This window comes from Rathayibacter sp. AY1F6, from assembly GCF_002932035.1.
Taxonomy (GTDB): Bacteria; Actinomycetota; Actinomycetes; order Actinomycetales; family Microbacteriaceae; genus Rathayibacter.
Genome location: NZ_PSVD01000003.1, coordinates 128663 through 145318 on the forward strand (window position 1 = coordinate 128663; position 16656 = coordinate 145318).

Sequence of the window (16656 nt, forward strand, 5' to 3'; positions counted from 1 at the left end):
GCACCATGGCTTCGGTACCGCTCCTCGGTGCTCAGGTCCGCCCCCGACGTGGCGGGAGAAGTGATAGCGATTGCTTCGGGCGCTGTGCCCGACCTCGCTCCGCGGCCCAGAAGCGGCCGGCCTGCTCCGCTCCTCGCTTCTCGCCGCCCAGACACGAGCCTCTGGTACCTGCGGGAGGAGAACCCCCTCCATCCCCCACTCACTCAGTGAGCGACTTCCACAGCGACGCGTTGGTCTCGCTCATCGCCCAGCCGTCGCCGGGCCAGAAGATCGGCCAGCGGGTGTCGCCGCCCATCCGGTTCTTCATCCACACCGTTGCCCGGCCGAACGCGCGCTGCATGGTCAGCGGCTCGACGCCGGTCACCTTCGCCACGTCCTCGAGGGCGACCGCCGCCGGCGATGCCGCAGCGAGGACGTCGAGGACCTCGCAGAAGAGCTTGATGGACTTCGCTTCGCCGGATCGCAGAACCTCGAACTCCTCGAGGGTCCACTCTCGCGAATCCTCGGCCTCCGTGGCGTCGTGATCCACGACTCTTGCTGATCCTCGACCGCGCAGCCGCTCATCGGCGGAGTCGTGCTCGGCGATGAGGCGCATCACGGGGATCACGAGGCTCTCGGGGACGGGGACCATTACATAGTCAGACATGATTTTTTCCTCTTCATGGTGGGTTGGAGTCGGACAAGACAAAGCTAACACGTCTCGCATGACTCTTGCAAGACTTCACCAAAAGTCTTCGCCGGGCTCCTCTCGAACCATGAGCGCTGCGGTGAGAAAACAGGTCGACCCGGCCGCCGCTTCGCCGACCGCAGCAGCGAAGTGATCGTGGTGGCGCCAGGGACGTGGCGCCTCCGCCTCCCGCCCGTCCGGCCGCGCTTCCGCCCGAGCCGGGCGATTGCACCGTCCTGATGTGGCGATTCCCGATCTCCGTCCCGGTGTCCCCTCCGACGGATTCGGTACCGTCTCCCCCATGCCCGACCCCACTCCCGACACCCCCGAGGTCGCCGCCGAGCACCTCCGCGCCGAGCTGCAGCTGCGGCGATTCGGCCGACTCCGCCTGACCATCGACATGGCGCTGGGCACCGGGTTCCTCGCGCCCTACGACCTCGTCGTCCTCCGCCTCGACACCGGCGCCGAGATCATCCGCATGAAGGCCGATCTCACCGATGCGAACCACCTCCTCGGGCAGGTCGAACTCGACCTCGAGACGAAGACGGTCGCCGAGTTCCTCGAGGAGTGGCGGCCCGCCTGAGGACCGACGATTCCGGCCCTATCCCGATCGGAGCATCGGGCCTACTCTCAGGGCCACCAACACCCCGAGAAGGAGGGCGAGGGCCGCAGATGCGCACGGCATCGACCAGAAGCAGGGTGCGATTACTCCTGGCCCCCGTCGAGTGCGTTCGCGACAGAAGTGACGCCGGAGTGCGCATCTCGGTACGAGTGGCCTGAAGCCTCCGCCGGCCAGACGATCGAGAACCCGTGAGCCACACGCTCGACGACACGCTCCTGCTGACGCCGCTCATCGTTCCGCCCGAGGCCGAGATGAAGAAGGCCCTGTTGCTGAGCGGGCGGTTCGCGACGATCTCTCCGGGACGATTCGCACCGACCTGGACCCTCGCCGAGATGCAGGATCGAGGCTGGTGGATCCCTGCTGGCCTCGACGACTTCAACGAGCCCGCGCGAGAGCGGGCCGTCCGCGAGTGCATCCGCGCCGCAGAGCGGTACACCTTCATGACCGACGACTGGAAGCAGTCCGACAGGCTGTTCGCCCGCAAGCTTTCCTACGAACTGGAGCCCTGGCTCCCCGCGAACGACTACCTCAGGCCGGCTTCTCGACGACTCCGAGGTCAGAGCAAGCAGGGAGAACCTTGCCCCGGGCTCCTCGCGATCTGCGGCCGACGACTCTGCCAGGCGAAGGGCTGGCAGTACGGCGTGGCCACGACCGCAACGGCCTGACAGGCGCTGTTACCGATCGACGACGCTACCGACCAGCGGGCTCTCGCCCTCACCCTCTACGACATCCCCGAGCCGCAACCGGCTGCGACCCTCGAAGACATTGTGGCCTCTCGGCAGAGCAAGGAGAAGCTGCTCGCCCGGTACATCGACGGCCTCGGAGACGTCCGGCTCGCTGTCGCCGAGGCGAATGATGGGAGGAAGCTCGAGAATACACTCCTCACCTACAAGGCGCGCGTCTCCGAGCTACATCGAGGGTCCGGACCCTGAAGGGCAAGGCTGGCAGAAGAATCATTCGGGCGACCCTGCTGATCCCGATCACCGACGTTAGCGTTGCAATCGCCGATTGATTCCTTAAGGGGCCGAGCTTCGCTCCGATCGTTCTGGCGGTGCGAGCCGTCGCCTCTTTCGTCACCCCGCGTCGGCACGACCGACCTCATACCTCTTCGCCGCGGTGGCAAAAAACTGATTGAGCGCTTGAGATCCGGGCGGTGAGGGTCAGCCCGCGGTACTGACGGCTGCATAGACTTGAAGGCACCTTCTCCCCCACGCGACGACGACCCGTACAGGCCTGAGCAACTCTTATGACTCAATTAGCCCGACAAATACGGGTCGCCACACGCGCCTACTAACCGTTTAGCTCTCGCTGAAGATTCTCAATCTGTATTTTTGTGTGTTTGATATTGTCCTGATACCCAGACAACTCGCTTCTTGCTTTCTCGTTATCGTACGAGCGGATTCTCGCGACCGCGCCATGGAAGCGCTGCAGATCCGACTCAAGACTCTTGATATCATCTCGCAACTGCTCTTTACGTCTCTCTGTAGGCATTTGCAACTCTCTTCCCGGTCAGTGTCTCATCGCATGATCGCTCAACTGCCCCACTCGCCGCTACCCCCAATCAGGCGAACAGGATGCGGAGAATGAGCACCCGCCCACCTGGCCCGCACGGTCTGGCTGGGGCGGTCTAGGGGCCCCGTGCCGCTCGTCTTGTCAGACAGCTGCCGCGCAGCTGAAAGTCCGCTTGTCAGTGCACGTCTTGTCCCTAGTCCGCGGGCAGTCGTGTCGTCCTGCTGATTACAGATCCGGAGTGCCTTGGAGGAAGGCCGGCTTATGAGTACTTCAATACGTCTCTAAGCACCATCTCGCGCCTAGCAATCTGCGACGAGGCTCTGTTAGAGTCGCCAGCATCGGCAATCCAAAGTGAGGACAAAGGAGAAAGTGTCGCACGTCCTAGAAGTGCAGGAGGCCGTGCGAATTTTCTCTGGTCAAGAGGTCTGCTTGACTTATGCGCGTATTACCAATAGCGGATGTGATTTTTGATGAAACTATCGACGGAAGAACAAGCCGGAGTCGTTCTGGACCAGATTGGTGCCCATCAGCAAGCAATTACTGATCTTGGCGCCGATCCGCGTGCAGGGGCAGATGCGATCGCGGAGAGGTTGGAAGCGGTTGTAACCTTCCTATACAGCGCTGGTTTCGAGCGAGCCGCAATCAAAGAGCAGCTACTTGAACCGATCCAAGAGTGGCTAATCTACACGATTGCTCCGCGCTGGCTTAAGGCTGAAGACCCTGCCCAAGACGATTCGCACTATCTTTTCGAGAGGCTCCGATCTCTTCTGTCAGAACTTGGCGTGAATGACTAGCTCACTTATTCTGTTTCGATATATTTATCTAGTTCAAGATGGTACTCCCGCCATGCAAGATATGTCACGGGTACTATTAGCTGGCTTTTTACCGCCACCGGTAGGCCACCTGAGGTTTTGGCTACCGTGTTCAACTGCTCGACGGTAATTCACGATTCCAACGCGTCGTACTCTTAGGGTTCGGGACCAGCGGCTCGCTGATTATCCGTCCCGAGTTGAACCTACGTGAAAAGTAAACTTCAAACCCGGTTGGATCGACCTGCCCTGACACCAACCAATCACCACGCCGCACCTGAAGACCTCGTGATACGGCTGGTGGACCTTGAGATGCGACCTCGTTGTCTGGCGCTTCGGTTCCGGCACGGCAGTCATTCGCGCGATGCACTCGCCTCTTATCCCGCACCTCCTCCATGACGGGTCGAGTTCGGCCTCGAGACGTCGATCAGCACCCAGTCTGCCGAAGAGTAGCGCCTTGCTTGACTAGGCCTACATAGCGGGTATCCCGTCGAGGCAAGATAACCGACGGCCTACAGGATCGATCAGATCCGCACCCCCCTCGCTTCACAGACCCGCAGGAACCCTGTCCCGCTCGCCCTCAGCGACCACCACCGGCACCCACGCGCCGCGCGCCGGCCGCCCCGCCCACCACACGTACACCCCAGCGGCGACCACGGCGCCTCCGGCCGCGACCGCCCACCACGGGAACCCGGCGACGTCGGGGGACTCCCCCGCCGCGTCCACGTCCGACTGCGGCGTCGGGATCACCCGTTCGCCGGTGACGAGGATGCGGTGGGTGTTGATCCCGAGCGGGGTGCAGGTGACGAGGGTCAGGAGGTCCTGGCCGGGCTGCACGAGGAGGCTCTGCGTGTCCTCCGGCTCGACGACCAGCGTCTCGCGCACGCGGTAGGTGACCACCTCGCCGTAGACCTCGATGGTGAAGGTGTCGCCGACGTCGACGCGGTCGAGGTGGGTGAAGAGCTCGGCCGAGGCGAGGCCGCGGTGGCCGGTGAGCACCGAGTGGGTGGAGGGGCCGCCGACCGGCAGGGCGGTGCCCTCGAGGTGGCCGACGCCGCGCTCGAGGACGGCGTCGCTCGTGCCGTGGAAGATCGGCAGGTCCACGTCGATGGCGGGGATCCGGATCCGGGCCATCAGTCCCTCGGCGTCGCCGCGCAGGAGGGAGGAGTAGCGCTCGCGGTCGGCGACCTGCTCGTCGTCGGCGAGGGGGAGGCGCTCGTTCGCGGCGACGGCCGCGCCGCCACCGCTCAGGCTCTGGTTGTAGGCGCGGGCCTCGACGAGGTTCTGCCGGAGGGTCTCGGCGCCGAGGTCGGTGATGTCCTGCGTGAGGGAGTCGATCTCGCGCGCCTGCTCGACGGCGCTCAGCCAGCTGGCGGCGACGGGGTAGAGCAGCAGCGCCACTCCCGAGAGGCTGATGAGCGCGATGACCAGCGGGGCGATCGGCAGCCGCCACCGCGGTCGGCGGTGGATCAGCCGCCTGCTGGGGAACTGGTCGGAGACAGAGGAATGCGGGGCACCCGACGGGTGCCCCGCATTCGACTTCGTCATGGTGTGACGTTACTCCGCGGTCTGAGCAGCCAGCGCGGTGCGGCGGCGCGAGGCGATCAGGCCCGAACCGATCGCGAGGGCGAGGAGCGCGCCTCCACCGAGGGTGAACCACTGCGCGCCGCCACCGGTGAGGGGCAGGGCGAACGCCGGCACCTGGGTGTGGAGGAACTCGACGTAGTTCTGGATCGGCGCGGTGGCCGAGCTCGGTCCGGCGACGACCTGCGTCAGCACCTGGGCCGGGGTGGGCAGACGGAATCCGGCGGGCGGGGTCAGCTCGCGGACGTAGTAGTTGCCCGGCGTGATGATCGGGATCTCGACGATGCCGTTCGCTCCGGTCGTCCAGTTCTGGTTGCCGTTGATGAACACCGGGTTCTGGCCGAGGTTGGCGTCGTTCTCGGTGAGGAACACCTGGTAGACCGCACCCGCGAGCGGCACGCGGTTGGCGCCGTTGTTCTGGTAGGCGTACACGGTCAGCTGACCGATCGGGGTGCTGCCGGTGACCGTCTCCGTGGCCCCGTTCACGACGCTCGTCGCCGAGTTGGTGATGATGCCGTTGGCCGGGATGGCGGTGGCGCGGGTGAGCACCGTGAGGGTGACGACGCCGCCCTGCAGACCCTGGAGCTTGGTGAGGCCGGACTGCAAGAAGTTCAGCGTCACGTTCCGGGTCGCGGCGTCGTAGCCGAGCGTGTAGTCGGTATTGGCGATGAACGCCGGTGCGGGCGCGGTGCCCGCGGCGCTGGTCACCGTGATGCCGGTGGGCGCGACGCCGGCCGGGCCGGTCGGCAGGTAGGTCAGCTCGGCGGGGAGCGTGTCGGTGAGGGTGAACGCGTCCAGCGTGTCACCGGCGGCGAGCACCGGCACGTCCGAGGCGATGGCCCAGCGGATGAGGTCGGGGTTGCGCGCCTCGACCGAGTTCGCCGCCGCGGGGACGCGCGTCTTGGTGAGCTCCGTGACCGCGTTCTTGGGGTAGACGTGGACGTCGTAGATCCACTGGTTCGCCGGCGCACCGGTCGGGCCCGTCGGGAACGGCAGGGTGACGAGGAACGGCGCCGCGCCGTTGGTGGCTCCGGCGGGGAGCTGGGTCTCGGTCACGAGGTAGAGGCCGAGCGGCATGCTCGCGCCGTTGTTGAACACGGCCTCGCCGTCCGTGCCGCTGGTGGCGGTGAAGGTGTCGGCGGCGGTGACGCGGGTCGCCGCGGTGCCCGGGGTCAGGTTCGCGACCTGGTTCCAGCCGTCGGGCGTGGTGAGGTCGACGCCCTGGACGCGCGCGGCGGTGAACACGGCTCCGGGCAGCGCGTCACCGGGGACCGTGATCTCCTGGCCGGTGCCGATCGCCTGGCCGTTGTTGGAGCCCAGCGCGAGCTTGTGCACGGTGAGGGTGCGGCTGATGGTCGGGTCGATGTTGCCGGGCAGCGTGACCGCTGACGCCGGCGCGACGGCGGTGAAGACCGCCGCAGCGCTCAGCGCGAGGACGCCGGCTGCGGCGGCGAGCCGCCTGGTGAGTGAGCGGGACATGTGATCTCTCCTACTGAGGTCGTGAGTGCTGGTGTCGTGGAGTCGGAGGTGTGCGGGAAAGGGTCTGCGGGAGAGCGCCGGGGCTCTCGGTCGGGGCGTCACCGGGAGGGGCCTCGCAGCCTCCGGCGCCGCTCCCAGAGGAGGAGGCCGAGTGCGAGAGTGAGCACCGACCCCCCGCCCAGGAGGAACGCGTCGGTGCTGGCGCCACCGGTCAGCGGCAGGCGTGTGGGGTCCACGGGGGCGTTGACGAAGCGGTAGACCGCCGTCTGACCGGCCGTGGGGGCCGTGATCGTCCGCGAGGCGACCGGGGACCACGTCGTCCCGGTCAGGCGCTCGAGACGCAGTTCCTGGTAGGCGAGGCGGCGGGTCGGATCCGTCGCCGCCTCGGACAGCGTGTAGCCGTGACCCGGTCGCACCTCGAAGGTGCTCGCCGGGTTGCCCGCGGCGACGTACTCCGCGCCGGCCCGGGTCTCCGTCGGGAGCGTCCCTCCGGCCAGTGCGGCGGGCGTCGCGGTGACGCGCCAGTCGGCGGCCTGAAAGCCGGTCTGGGGGCGCAGGACCTGCTTGACCAGGGTGATCGTCGCGCTGGCGTTGTCCACGGTGCAGGTGACGGCGGCACCGTTCGTCGGGAACACGTCTCCGGCCGCGCTCACGGTGAGGACGGCGCCGGTGTCGGTGCGGCACTGCCAGGGTGCGGTCTGCACATAGGTCGCGGAACCGCCGGTCTCGGCGAGCCGGTAGGCGGCACCCGGGGTGACGGGGATCGCCGACACGCCCGCGGAGCCCGCGCGGCCGGTCGGGCCGGGCAGGGCGCCGGTCGGGCCGGTGGCGCTGAGCGTGAAGTCGCTGGGCAGCGCGCTGCCGGAGCTCACCGTCTTCACGAGCGTGAGGGACGCCGTGGGCCGGTTCACGATCGAGCACTCGACGACCGCCGCGGAGGCGATGCCGGTGAGGCTCGCGCTGATGACGGTCCCGGACTGCGAGAACGTGGTCGCCCGGGCGGTGCCGTTGACCGTGCAGGCGCCGCTGACGAACGCGAAGCCCGTCTGCTGCACCTCCGAGACGGTGAGCGTCGCCCGCGACGCCTCCGTGCCGAACAGGACGGTCCAGGCGGCCTGGCCCGCGGCGTCCGTCTGCTGGCGGGGCGACTGCTCCGGCAGCAGGGCGACGGTGCCCGCCGTGGCCGTCGCGGTCGTGCCCACGGTCCAGTCCACGCCGGGGCGGGTGGTGCCGGAGGCGTCCCGGATCGTCTTGGTGATGCGCACCGTCGAGGCGGGGCGCGGGGAGTTGAAGAAGGTGCAGGTGACGTTGACGCCGAGCCGGTTCGGGAGGGTGACCGTCCCGGTCGGGTTCGAGCCCGTGCTCACCCGCACGCCGTCCGCGTAGCACTCGTAGATGCTCGTGTAGGCGGTGATCGGGGAGGCGGAGCCCGCGGCCATCGCCTCCGAGACCGTCACCGTGCTGTTGATCGGAGTGGGGAAGGGGCCGATCTGCGCGGTCTGGCGGCCGGTGGTGGCGCCGGTAGTGGTGGCCGTGGCGAAGGGCGACGCCGGAGAGCCGGCCGCCGCCGCGAGCTGGAACTGGTCCGCCGCGGCCAGGCGCCCCACCACGCTCTTCTGCACGGTGATCGTCGCCGGCGAGGAGCAGCCGGAGAGGTCGACGGCGTTGACGCTCACGCGCGGCGTGCCGCTGACGCGGGTCCACGTGGTGGCGTCGAACTCGTAGGCGCTGCCGGGGATGGCGGGGACACCGTTCGCGGCGGCGACGTCGCCGTTGGCGAGGTAGACGGTTCCGCGCGGCGAGAAGGCGATGCCGTTGATGTTGGCGAAGGCGGCGTCGGTCCCCGTCACGGCCTTCGCGATCGACGTGTTCACCGGGAGGGTGCCGCCGGTCGCCGCGGCCAGGGCGTCGGCCGGCACGGTGAAGATCGCGGCGCTGCTGGCGTTGTTGACCGAGCCCGCGCCGACGACGTAGAGGTTGCCGCGAGCGTCGAACGCCATGTCGCCGTTGCCGTTGGGGGTTCCGGAGGTGGGGAAGGAGCCGACGAGGGCGAACCGGGTGGCGACGGGGTTCGCCTCCGTGAAGCTCCAGATGTAGAACTGGCCGCTCGCGAAGCTGCCGAACAGGTACCGGCCCGTCCGGAGGTCGACCGCGCCGGCGACGATGCTGCCGGTCACCTGCGCTCCGCCGGCCACGGTCGTGTACGCGCTGTTCGCGATCCTCTGGAAGCCGGCCTCCGGCGTCCACTTGAGGACGGCGTCGACGTCCGTCGCGTCGGACGAGCGGTCCAGCGCGTAGGCGAAGGCGCCGTTCGCGCCGACGCCGAGCGCGTTGGCCTCGGCGGTCCCCGACCAGCTGCCGATCGAGGTCAGGGATCCCGTGACGATGTCGGCCTGCTGCAGGGCGCCGGCCGCCGTGAGGGAGTAGAAGCGGCCGGTGTCGCAGAACAGGCGCGGCGTCTGCACGGTGTTCGTGAAGGTGCAGAGCACCTCCGCTCCCGCCTCGCTGGGGATCGTGATCGACCCGGCGGCGGATGCTCCGGAGGCGATGACCGTGCCGCCGCGCGAGCACTCGTAGCTGTTGGAGTACCCCAGGCCCGCGCCCGCGGTCTGCGCCTCGGCGATCGTGTACGTCGCTCCGGACTGCACGGTGAGGCGGCTGATCTGCGCGGCCTGGATCCCGGTGGCGGTGCCCGTGGTGGTCGCCGATGCGAGGACCGTCGTGCCGCTGCGCACCGAGAGCGTGAACTGGTCGCCCGTGGCGCTGCGCACCGGCAGGTTCTTCCGGACGGTGAGGGTCGTCGCGGCCTGGATCGTCACGGACGTCGGGGCGGAGGCGATGAGGCCGGTGGGAGTCGTGGTCCCGGTGCTGTACGTCCCGGCGGCGGCGGCCACCACGTCCACCGAGATCGTGCAGGAGGTAGCGCCCGCGGCGAGGTCGCCGCCGACGGTCGAGACGGAGGAGGACCCGGCGGCCGCGGTCACGGCGAACGCCGTTCCGGTGACGTCGGTGCAGGACCCGCCGACAGCCGGCGTCGGGGCCACGACGAGGCCGGCCGGGAGAGCGGTCGAGAAGCGCCAGTCCGCCTTCGCGAGGAGGTCGCTGGTGTTGGTGACCGTGTAGGTCAGCGTGGTCGGCACCGTCGCGGTCGGCACGGCCTGCGTGAAGGCCGCATCGAGAGCGGGGGTGACGTCGAGCACGCGGAGGTCGTCGACGGCGAAGGCGCTTCCCGTGCCGGTGACCGTGTTCACGAGCTGCACCTGGGCCGCGGCGATCTGCGCCGGAGTGAGGAGCGCGGTGCTCGTGCCGGTGTAGGCGGCGGCGCGAGCGGAGGCGGGGAGCGCGGGATCGACGAGCGAGCCGAGCCCGCCGACCAGCGGGAGGGTCGGGGACGTGTAGAACACGCTGCCGGTCGCGGCGCAGGGCACGACCGGTGCGGCGAATCCGGTGAGCACGGTGGACCCGCCGGACACCAGGTTGAGGGAGAGGGACGCGTTGTTCGTCCCGCACTGCCCGCCGGCGGCGTTCATGCCGACGGCGTAGTAGCGGGCGGCGGGAGCGGAGACGCCGATCCCCGCGGCGCTCTGGGCGACGGTCGTGCCGCCGGTGATGGTGGCGTACGGGTACTCGACCAGGGCGTGGTTCGCCTGCGTGCCGGTGTTCGAGCCGTTGGCCGGTGCGGTGCTGGAGGTGGACCCCGGCACTCCGGCCGCCACCTGGCCGAGGACGTCCGCCATGCGGCGGGTCTCGCGTGCGGCCGACGATCCCGTGCCGACGGTGAGGAGGGGCCGGGTCGGGCAGAAGGCGGCGTTGGGGTACGGCGCCGTGTAGTTGACCAGGACGCCGGTGCAGTTCGTGGCGGTCGACCAGCCGGTGGCTGCCGTGTAGCGGCCGTTCGCGTAGGCGGTGAGCGCGCTCGGGGTGGCGGTCAGGCCCTGCTCGAAGGTCTCCGTCCACACCTGCCGCGGGGCCTCGGCGACGCCGGCGGCGAGTGTGGAGAAGCCTCCCGCTGCTCGCGCCGTCGCGGGTGGTCCGCGGTCCGACTCCTGGTCGTCGTCCGAGGCCGCAGTGGGAGCGGGCGCCGACCCGGTGGGCGCCGGCTCGACGGGCTGCTCCGTCTCTGCGGCGCCGCGGGGCGCTGCGGGATCGGGCTCGTCCTGAGCGGGCTCCTCCGCCGTGGCAGTCGGGGACTCCGCGGCCTCGGCGGGCGCGGGAGAAGCGGAGGTCGACGGGGCGGACGCCGAGGGCGCGGGTGCCGAGGGGGCGGGTGCCGGATCGGCCTCGGGGGCTGTCGGCGGTGTCGGTGCGACCGGCGTCGGGAGAAGGGCGGGGGCGTCGCCGGCGACCGGATCCGCCTGGTTCGCGGCCTGAGCGGGAGACGAGGCGGAGACGTCGCCGAGCCCCCACGAGCCGACGAGGAGAGCGCCGATCGTCGCGAAGACGACGGCCCGCATTCCGAGGCGCGACGGCGCTCGGTGCCGTGAGTGGCGGCGCCGCCGGGTCGTGAAAGCCATGGTTCTGCTTCTCAGTCGTGTTGTCGATCGTGGAGATGAGCGAAACGTCGACACGACGAACGACACGGATGTCGCAGCGAGTGCGGAGGCCCCAGACTCCGGAGGGGAGCACGCATTCCCCGCGGGCTTCCGAAGATGAACGTATAGGTCGGCCTCCCTCTCGCCATAGAGAAGTGAGCCCCCCTTGTCGGGGCCATAACCGATGAGAAAAGGACCGGGGTGAAGCCGAATATGGCGCCTTTTGACGGGTCCTCGCGAAGGAGTTCTAAGAAGTGAGCGCGCGCGACCGGCTCGGCTCACTCCTCCCGTCAGGTCCCGTGCAACGCTCGGGCCCCACCCGGCCACGTACTCGGTACACGCCCGACCGACGAAGGATGGACCCGATGACGCGACGCACACTCGACGACCTGCTCTCCCGCAGCGACCCCGCGACCGACGACCGGGCGCCCGGCGTCCGCACCGCCCTGCACAGCGTGATCGCCGAGACCCGCGAACGCGCGCCCCGCCGTCCCGCGCGGTCGAGGGGGTGGTGGCTGGCGGCTCCCGTCCTCCTCGTCCCGGGTCTCGTGCTGGCGACCAGCGCCGGCACCGACGTCCGCTCGGTCCCCGACTTCACGATCCCGATCAGCTACACCACCGACTCCGGCGCAGCGGTGTCGTGCTCGATCGACTACTTCAACGGAGAGATCGACTACCGCGAGGTCACCACCTCCGCGACCGACTACCTCCGCGCGCAGGACTGGAGCGGCGTCGGCCAGCGGATCCACGACGACGCGGTCGCCTACACGACCGATCCCGCCTGGCTGGCCTCGGACATGAACAGCGACGGCCTCGGCCTCTCGGAGGAGACGATCCGCTGGCGGGCCTGGATCACCGCCGCGGACGACCACATCCTCGACACGATCCCCGAGGGCGTGATCGTCGAGGGCGACGGCGGCCTGGGCGGCAGCACCGACTGCACGGGAGAGCTGTGATGAGCGCCGGCGAGGCGGCGCCGTCCATGGCGCGCAGCGTCGTCCGCTCCCCCGCGCGCGACCGGGAGGCCGAGATCACGGCCCTGGTCGAGCGGGAGGCGCCGGACCTGCTCCGCTACTTCGCGCGGCGGACGGCGAGCCCCGAGGACGCCGCGGACCTTCTCAGCGACACCCTCCTGATCCTCTGGCGGAAGGAGCGGTCGATCCCCGAGGACGAGACGCGCGCGCGGATGTGGGCGTTCGGCGTCGCGCGGCGGGTGCTCTCGGGCCAGCGCCGCACCGCGACCCGGAGGAGCGCGCTCGTCGAGCGGCTGGCGGAGGAGCTCCGCATCACGCCGCCCGCGCCGGCCGACGACGCGGCCGAGGACGTCCGCGCCGCGATCGCGCAGCTGAAGCCCGTCGACCAGGAGATCATCACCCTCGTCTACTGGGACGGCTTCTCCCTCGCCGAGGCGGCCGAGATCCTGTCCCTCCGCGCCGCGACGGTGCGGAGCCGGCACGCGCGGGCGCGGGTGACGCTGCGGGACGCGCTGGGGGCGGCGATGTGAGGAGGGGTGCGCAACCCTTCACCCGGCACCCCCGCCTGAGTAGCATCCCCCGCATGAGCAGGCTCGTCGTCTCCGTCCTCACCTCGCTCGACGGCCGCTTCGAGGGGCCCGGGCACGACCTCTCGGCGCTGCCGTTCGAGGACGCGTTCAACGACCACAACCTCGAGCTGCTGCGCCGCGCGGGCACGCTCGTCTACGGCGGCGGCTGGTTCCGTGACAACTGGGACAGCTGGAGCGCCGTCGCCGCGGACGGGACGGCGGGCGAGCGGGAGCACGAGACCGCGCGGCTGGTCACGTCGCTCGACGCGCTGGTGATCAGCGACTCCCTGTCTCCCGACCCGGAGGCGCCGTGGGCCGCCACCACCCGGATCGTGCCGCGGAAGCAGGGTCCGGCCGAGATCGAGCTGCTCAAGCAGGGCGACCGGGGTGACCTGCTGATGTTCGGCAGCGGCACGACCTGGAATCCGCTCCTCGAGCAGGGCCTGGTGGACGAGCTGATCGTCCTCGTCGGCGCAGGCCTCGCGGGCGGCGGGACGCCGCTCTACTCCGGAGCGCCGCAGCACGGGCTGCGCCTCCTCGACGCGACGGTTCTGCCGGACTCTGAGCTGGTGCGGCTCCGCTACGACGCGAGCGGGGCCGGCGAGCGGCCGCACAACCTCCGCTGAGACAGGGCGGCCTCCCTCAGGAGCCCACGCCCCTCCTCTCAGCCGACGTCGTGCGCGCCCGAGGCCGGGGCAGCTGGTGAGAGCGAGCCTCCAGCGGACTCCTCCGGCCGGCGGAGTGCCCGAGCGCACAGCCGGACCCCCAGAAGCGCAGTCGCCGCGCCTCCCGCCAGCATCCCGGCCCCCACCACCGTCCACGTCGTCAGGCTGGAGCTCGGCGCGCCGAGCAGACCGTAGAAGAGCCCGACCCCGCTGCCGACCAGAGCGGCCGCGACCAGCGGGATCGCCAGCGCCGATCCCTTCTCCGACCGCGTCCACGCCGAGCTGCAGAGAACGGCGACGGCGCCGATCAGCCAGCCGATTCCGGGGATCAGCAGCCAGCTGAAGGCGAAGACCAGGGAGGCCACGACCGCGAACCACCGACGGTGGAGGACCGTCCGCTCGTCACCGCGATGGACTCCGGCCTCGACTCCGCTCGTCATGCGTCGGAGCCTACGGAGACGGCCCGGACCGCGGCACGAAGTGGCGCGGGATCGGCCGGACGGCGCCACACCCGCCTCCGCTCGGTCCTGAGGAGCCGGTCCTGCCGAGCCGGTCCTCGAGCGCTGGCACCCGGCCCACCTGAGGCACGCCCCGCCCTCCGCTCACCCCGCGACGGTCAGCGACACCTCGACCGCCACGTCCTCCGGCCCCTCCCCCAGCACCGTCTGCCGCACCTCGACCCCGTCGAGCCGCAGGCCGCGGTCTCCGGCGGCGTCGAAGAGCGCGACGATCGCCGGATGCAGGGTCCCCTCGGGCAGTTCCTCCCCGTCGCGGGGGCGCCAGGTGGCGACCAGCTCGGTGCGCGCCGGGAGGATCGCGGCGAGATCGGCGAGGTCGCCCTCCGCCTCCGCCGACGTCGGCCAGCAGCAGACGAGCTCCGCCGAATCCGGCTCGCCCGCCCGGAGCGCCGTCCAGAAACGTCCCGTCGGCCCGAGCCCTGCCGCGTGCACTCGGGTGGCGAGCGCGCCGAAGATCTCGTTCGCCTCGTCGTCGCCCGGCCCGTCGGCCTCGTCCAGGGCGATCGTGAGGACCTGGCCGACGTACGGCTGCGCCGGCATCGTCCGCTCGGCGACCTCGACCGGCACGGCGAGCGCCCGCAGCGTCACCTCGGCGGCCTCGAACGCCCGGTCCTCCTGCTCCCGCTCCGCGAGCACGCGCTCCCTGTGCGCCTGCAGCGCCTCCGCCGCGGTGCCGGCTCGAGTCGCCGCCGCGACCTCGGGCAGCGGGACCCCCGCGCTCCGGAGCGCGCCGATCACGACTCCGGCCCGGACCTGCGCGTCGGCGTACCGGCGGTACGACGACCGCTCGTCGACCTCCGCCGGGACCAGCACGCCCTTCTCGTCGTAGTGCCGGAGCGCCTTCACGCTCAGACCCGTGATGCCTGCGTACTCCCCGATGCCCACCATGCCTCCAGCATCCCGTCTCCCCCGGCGGGAGGGTCAACGAGCGGGAGGGTCAATGGGCGGGAGGGTCGAAGGGCGGCAAGGTCGACCGGCAGGAGGGTCGACCGGCGGGACGGGTCGACCAGCGGGACGGCTAGCAGCGGAGCCGGGCGGGAGGCGACGCGACCGGCGTCGGCGGACCCGACCCCGCATCACGCCACGCGCCCCCGCCTCAGCCCGCCCGCCTCACCGCGCGCTCACCAGCCCTCGGGCCCCGCGCTCCCTGCCTCGTACTCGTCCAGTGGAGCGTCGCCCGCGGCCCAGGCGGAGAGCACCGGAGTGATGATGCGCCAGCACTGCTCGGCCACGTCGCCCGGGACCGAGAGCAGGGTGTCGCCCTGCAGGATCCCGGCGAGGACCTGCGCGTAGGGGTCGAGCGTGGCCGCGCCGGGCTGCGCCGTCAGGGTGGTGCGCTCGAGGTCGGTCAGCTCGTCGGCGCTGTTCACGACCAGGTCGAGGCTGACGTCGCCGCCCTTGAGGCCGATCCGGAGGACCGTCCCGGCGTCGCCCTCGGCCGCCTGCAGGCCGCGCGGGGGCGTGGCGGCGCGGAAGTGGATCGCCACCTCCCGGCGCGGGTCGCCGATCGCCTTGCCGGAGCGGAGGACGAAGGGGACGCCCGCCCAGCGCGGAGTGTCGACCTGGAGCAGCAGCTGCGCGAGGGTCTCGGTGCCGGTCTCGGGGTCGACGTCGGGCTCGTCGACGTAGGAGGGGAAGAAGCGGCCGTCGATGCGGCCCTCGGTGTAGCGGGCGCGGCGGGCGGAGGAGGGGTCGTCGCGCCAGAGCCGCACGGCGCCGAGCACCTCGGCCATGCGCGCGTGGACCTCGTCGGGCGCGACCTCGTCGGGGCGCTCCATCGTGGTCAGCGCGAGCACCATCAGGAGGTGGCTCTGCAGCATGTCGCGCAGCGCGCCGGTCTTCTCGTAGAAGGCCGCGCGGCCCTCGATGCCGAGCGTCTCGTCGTAGACGATCTCGACCTTCTCGATCCACTCGGCGCTCCAGCTCGCCTCGAGCATGCTGTTGCCGAAGCGCAGGCCCAGCATCCCCAGCACGGTCGCGTTGCCGAGGAAGTGGTCGATGCGCCAGAGGCGGCTCTCGGGGAGGACCTTCGCGAACGCCGCGTTGAGGGCGATCGCGTCGTCGAGGTCCTCGCCGAACGGCTTCTCGATGGCGACGACCAGCTCCTCGGGCAGGTCGAGCTCGGCGAGCGAGGCGGCGACCTTGTGCCCCATCGCCGGCGGCAGGGCGACGTAGAGCACCGGAGTCGACGGGCAGGCGTCGAGGAGGGCCTTCAGCTGCTCCGGGTCGGAGGCGTCGGTGGCGACGAAGCGCGCGCGCGACGCGAGCGCCTCGACCGTGTGCGCGGCGACTCCGGCCGCCTCGAGGCTGCGACGGACGAGGCCCTGCCACTCCTCGTCGGTCTGCGGCGTGCGCGCCGCCCCGATCAGCGTGAGCTCGAGGTCGCGCGCGAGCTCGGCCACCCGGCCCAGGCCCGGCAGCAGCAGCCGCTCGGTGAGGTCGCCGCCCGCTCCGAGGATCGCGATGCTCCGCCGCTCGCTCCCCAGCGCCGCGGCCTCGGGGATTCCGATCTGCTCCGTCATGGTGTCTCCCTCGTAGCCGTCGTGAGTCAGCGGCCACAGTACGCGCCGGGCCCTGGCGCGAGGCCGGGAGCCGGGAGGGGTTGAGGAAGCGGGCGCGGAGTGGCAGGGCGGCGCGGTCGGGAGCGAGAGAGCTGCACGACCTCCGCTGAGAGGCGGCCCGCCGTGTCGGGGCGGGGAGCCCCTTCTCAGCCGACGTCGGCGCG

The 16656-nt window shown here is 70.6% G+C and carries 13 protein-coding genes; 6 read left to right on the top strand and 7 right to left on the bottom strand.

The window, feature by feature from the left end:
- Positions 1-199: 199 nt before the first annotated feature.
- Positions 200-646, bottom strand: a complete 447-nt coding sequence (locus C5C44_RS04295; RefSeq protein WP_146084300.1) for a hypothetical protein — start codon at positions 644-646, stop codon at positions 200-202.
- A gap of 322 nt (positions 647-968) precedes the next feature.
- Here C5C44_RS04295 and C5C44_RS04300 point away from each other — a divergent pair, with 322 nt between their 5' ends.
- The 3 genes from C5C44_RS04300 (at position 969) to C5C44_RS16670 (ending at position 3595) form a co-directional block, all read left to right on the top strand.
- Positions 969-1250 carry a hypothetical protein gene (locus C5C44_RS04300; protein ID WP_104335387.1) on the top strand — a complete coding sequence of 94 codons (282 nt, stop codon included), beginning with the start codon at positions 969-971 and terminating at the stop codon, positions 1248-1250.
- Positions 1251-1477: 227 nt separating this feature from the next.
- Positions 1478-1954, top strand: a complete 477-nt coding sequence (locus C5C44_RS04305) for a hypothetical protein (RefSeq protein WP_104335388.1) — start codon at positions 1478-1480, stop codon at positions 1952-1954.
- A 1317-nt stretch (positions 1955-3271) separates the two neighbouring features.
- Entirely contained in the window at positions 3272-3595 is a 324-nt protein-coding gene (locus tag C5C44_RS16670; RefSeq protein ID WP_146084301.1) for a hypothetical protein, read from the top strand.
- A gap of 561 nt (positions 3596-4156) precedes the next feature.
- Here C5C44_RS16670 and C5C44_RS04310 read toward each other — a convergent pair.
- The 3 genes from C5C44_RS04310 to C5C44_RS04320 form a co-directional block, all read right to left on the bottom strand.
- Positions 4157-5158, bottom strand: a complete 1002-nt coding sequence (locus tag C5C44_RS04310) for a class C sortase (RefSeq protein ID WP_219827826.1) — start codon at positions 5156-5158, stop codon at positions 4157-4159.
- A 9-nt stretch (positions 5159-5167) separates the two neighbouring features.
- Positions 5168-6673, bottom strand: coding sequence for a SpaH/EbpB family LPXTG-anchored major pilin (locus C5C44_RS04315; protein WP_104263422.1), 1506 nt, complete (start codon positions 6671-6673; stop codon positions 5168-5170).
- Between the two features lie 98 nt (positions 6674-6771).
- On the bottom strand, positions 6772-11187 hold the full coding sequence (locus C5C44_RS04320) for an LPXTG cell wall anchor domain-containing protein (RefSeq protein WP_146084302.1): 4416 nt from the start codon (positions 11185-11187) through the stop codon (positions 6772-6774).
- A 383-nt stretch (positions 11188-11570) separates the two neighbouring features.
- Between C5C44_RS04320 and C5C44_RS04325 the strand changes: the two genes are divergently transcribed.
- Genes C5C44_RS04325 through C5C44_RS04335 form a run of 3 tightly spaced genes read left to right on the top strand, consistent with a single transcriptional unit; the run spans position 11571 to position 13374 of the window.
- On the top strand, positions 11571-12161 hold the full coding sequence (locus C5C44_RS04325) for a hypothetical protein (protein WP_104335390.1): 591 nt from the start codon (positions 11571-11573) through the stop codon (positions 12159-12161).
- Positions 12161-12709, top strand: coding sequence for an RNA polymerase sigma factor (locus C5C44_RS04330; protein ID WP_219827827.1), 549 nt, complete (start codon positions 12161-12163; stop codon positions 12707-12709). The genes C5C44_RS04325 and C5C44_RS04330 overlap by 1 nt, the downstream gene beginning before the upstream one ends.
- Positions 12710-12762: 53 nt before the next feature.
- On the top strand, positions 12763-13374 hold the full coding sequence (locus tag C5C44_RS04335) for a dihydrofolate reductase family protein (protein WP_104335391.1): 612 nt from the start codon (positions 12763-12765) through the stop codon (positions 13372-13374).
- A gap of 38 nt (positions 13375-13412) precedes the next feature.
- Here the strand turns inward: C5C44_RS04335 and C5C44_RS04340 are convergent, their stop codons facing one another.
- The 3 genes from C5C44_RS04340 to C5C44_RS04350 all read right to left on the bottom strand — a co-directional run bounded on the left by C5C44_RS04340 (position 13413) and on the right by C5C44_RS04350 (position 16453).
- Complete coding sequence (locus C5C44_RS04340) at positions 13413-13853, bottom strand: hypothetical protein (protein WP_104335392.1); 441 nt, start codon at positions 13851-13853, stop codon at positions 13413-13415.
- Between the two features lie 162 nt (positions 13854-14015).
- The gene (locus C5C44_RS04345; RefSeq protein ID WP_104335393.1) at positions 14016-14819 is read right to left on the bottom strand and encodes a MerR family transcriptional regulator; all 804 of its coding nucleotides are present in this window, start codon (positions 14817-14819) and stop codon (positions 14016-14018) included.
- Between the two features lie 233 nt (positions 14820-15052).
- On the bottom strand, positions 15053-16453 hold the full coding sequence (locus C5C44_RS04350) for a glucose-6-phosphate dehydrogenase (protein WP_104335394.1): 1401 nt from the start codon (positions 16451-16453) through the stop codon (positions 15053-15055).
- Positions 16454-16656 lie beyond the last annotated feature (203 nt).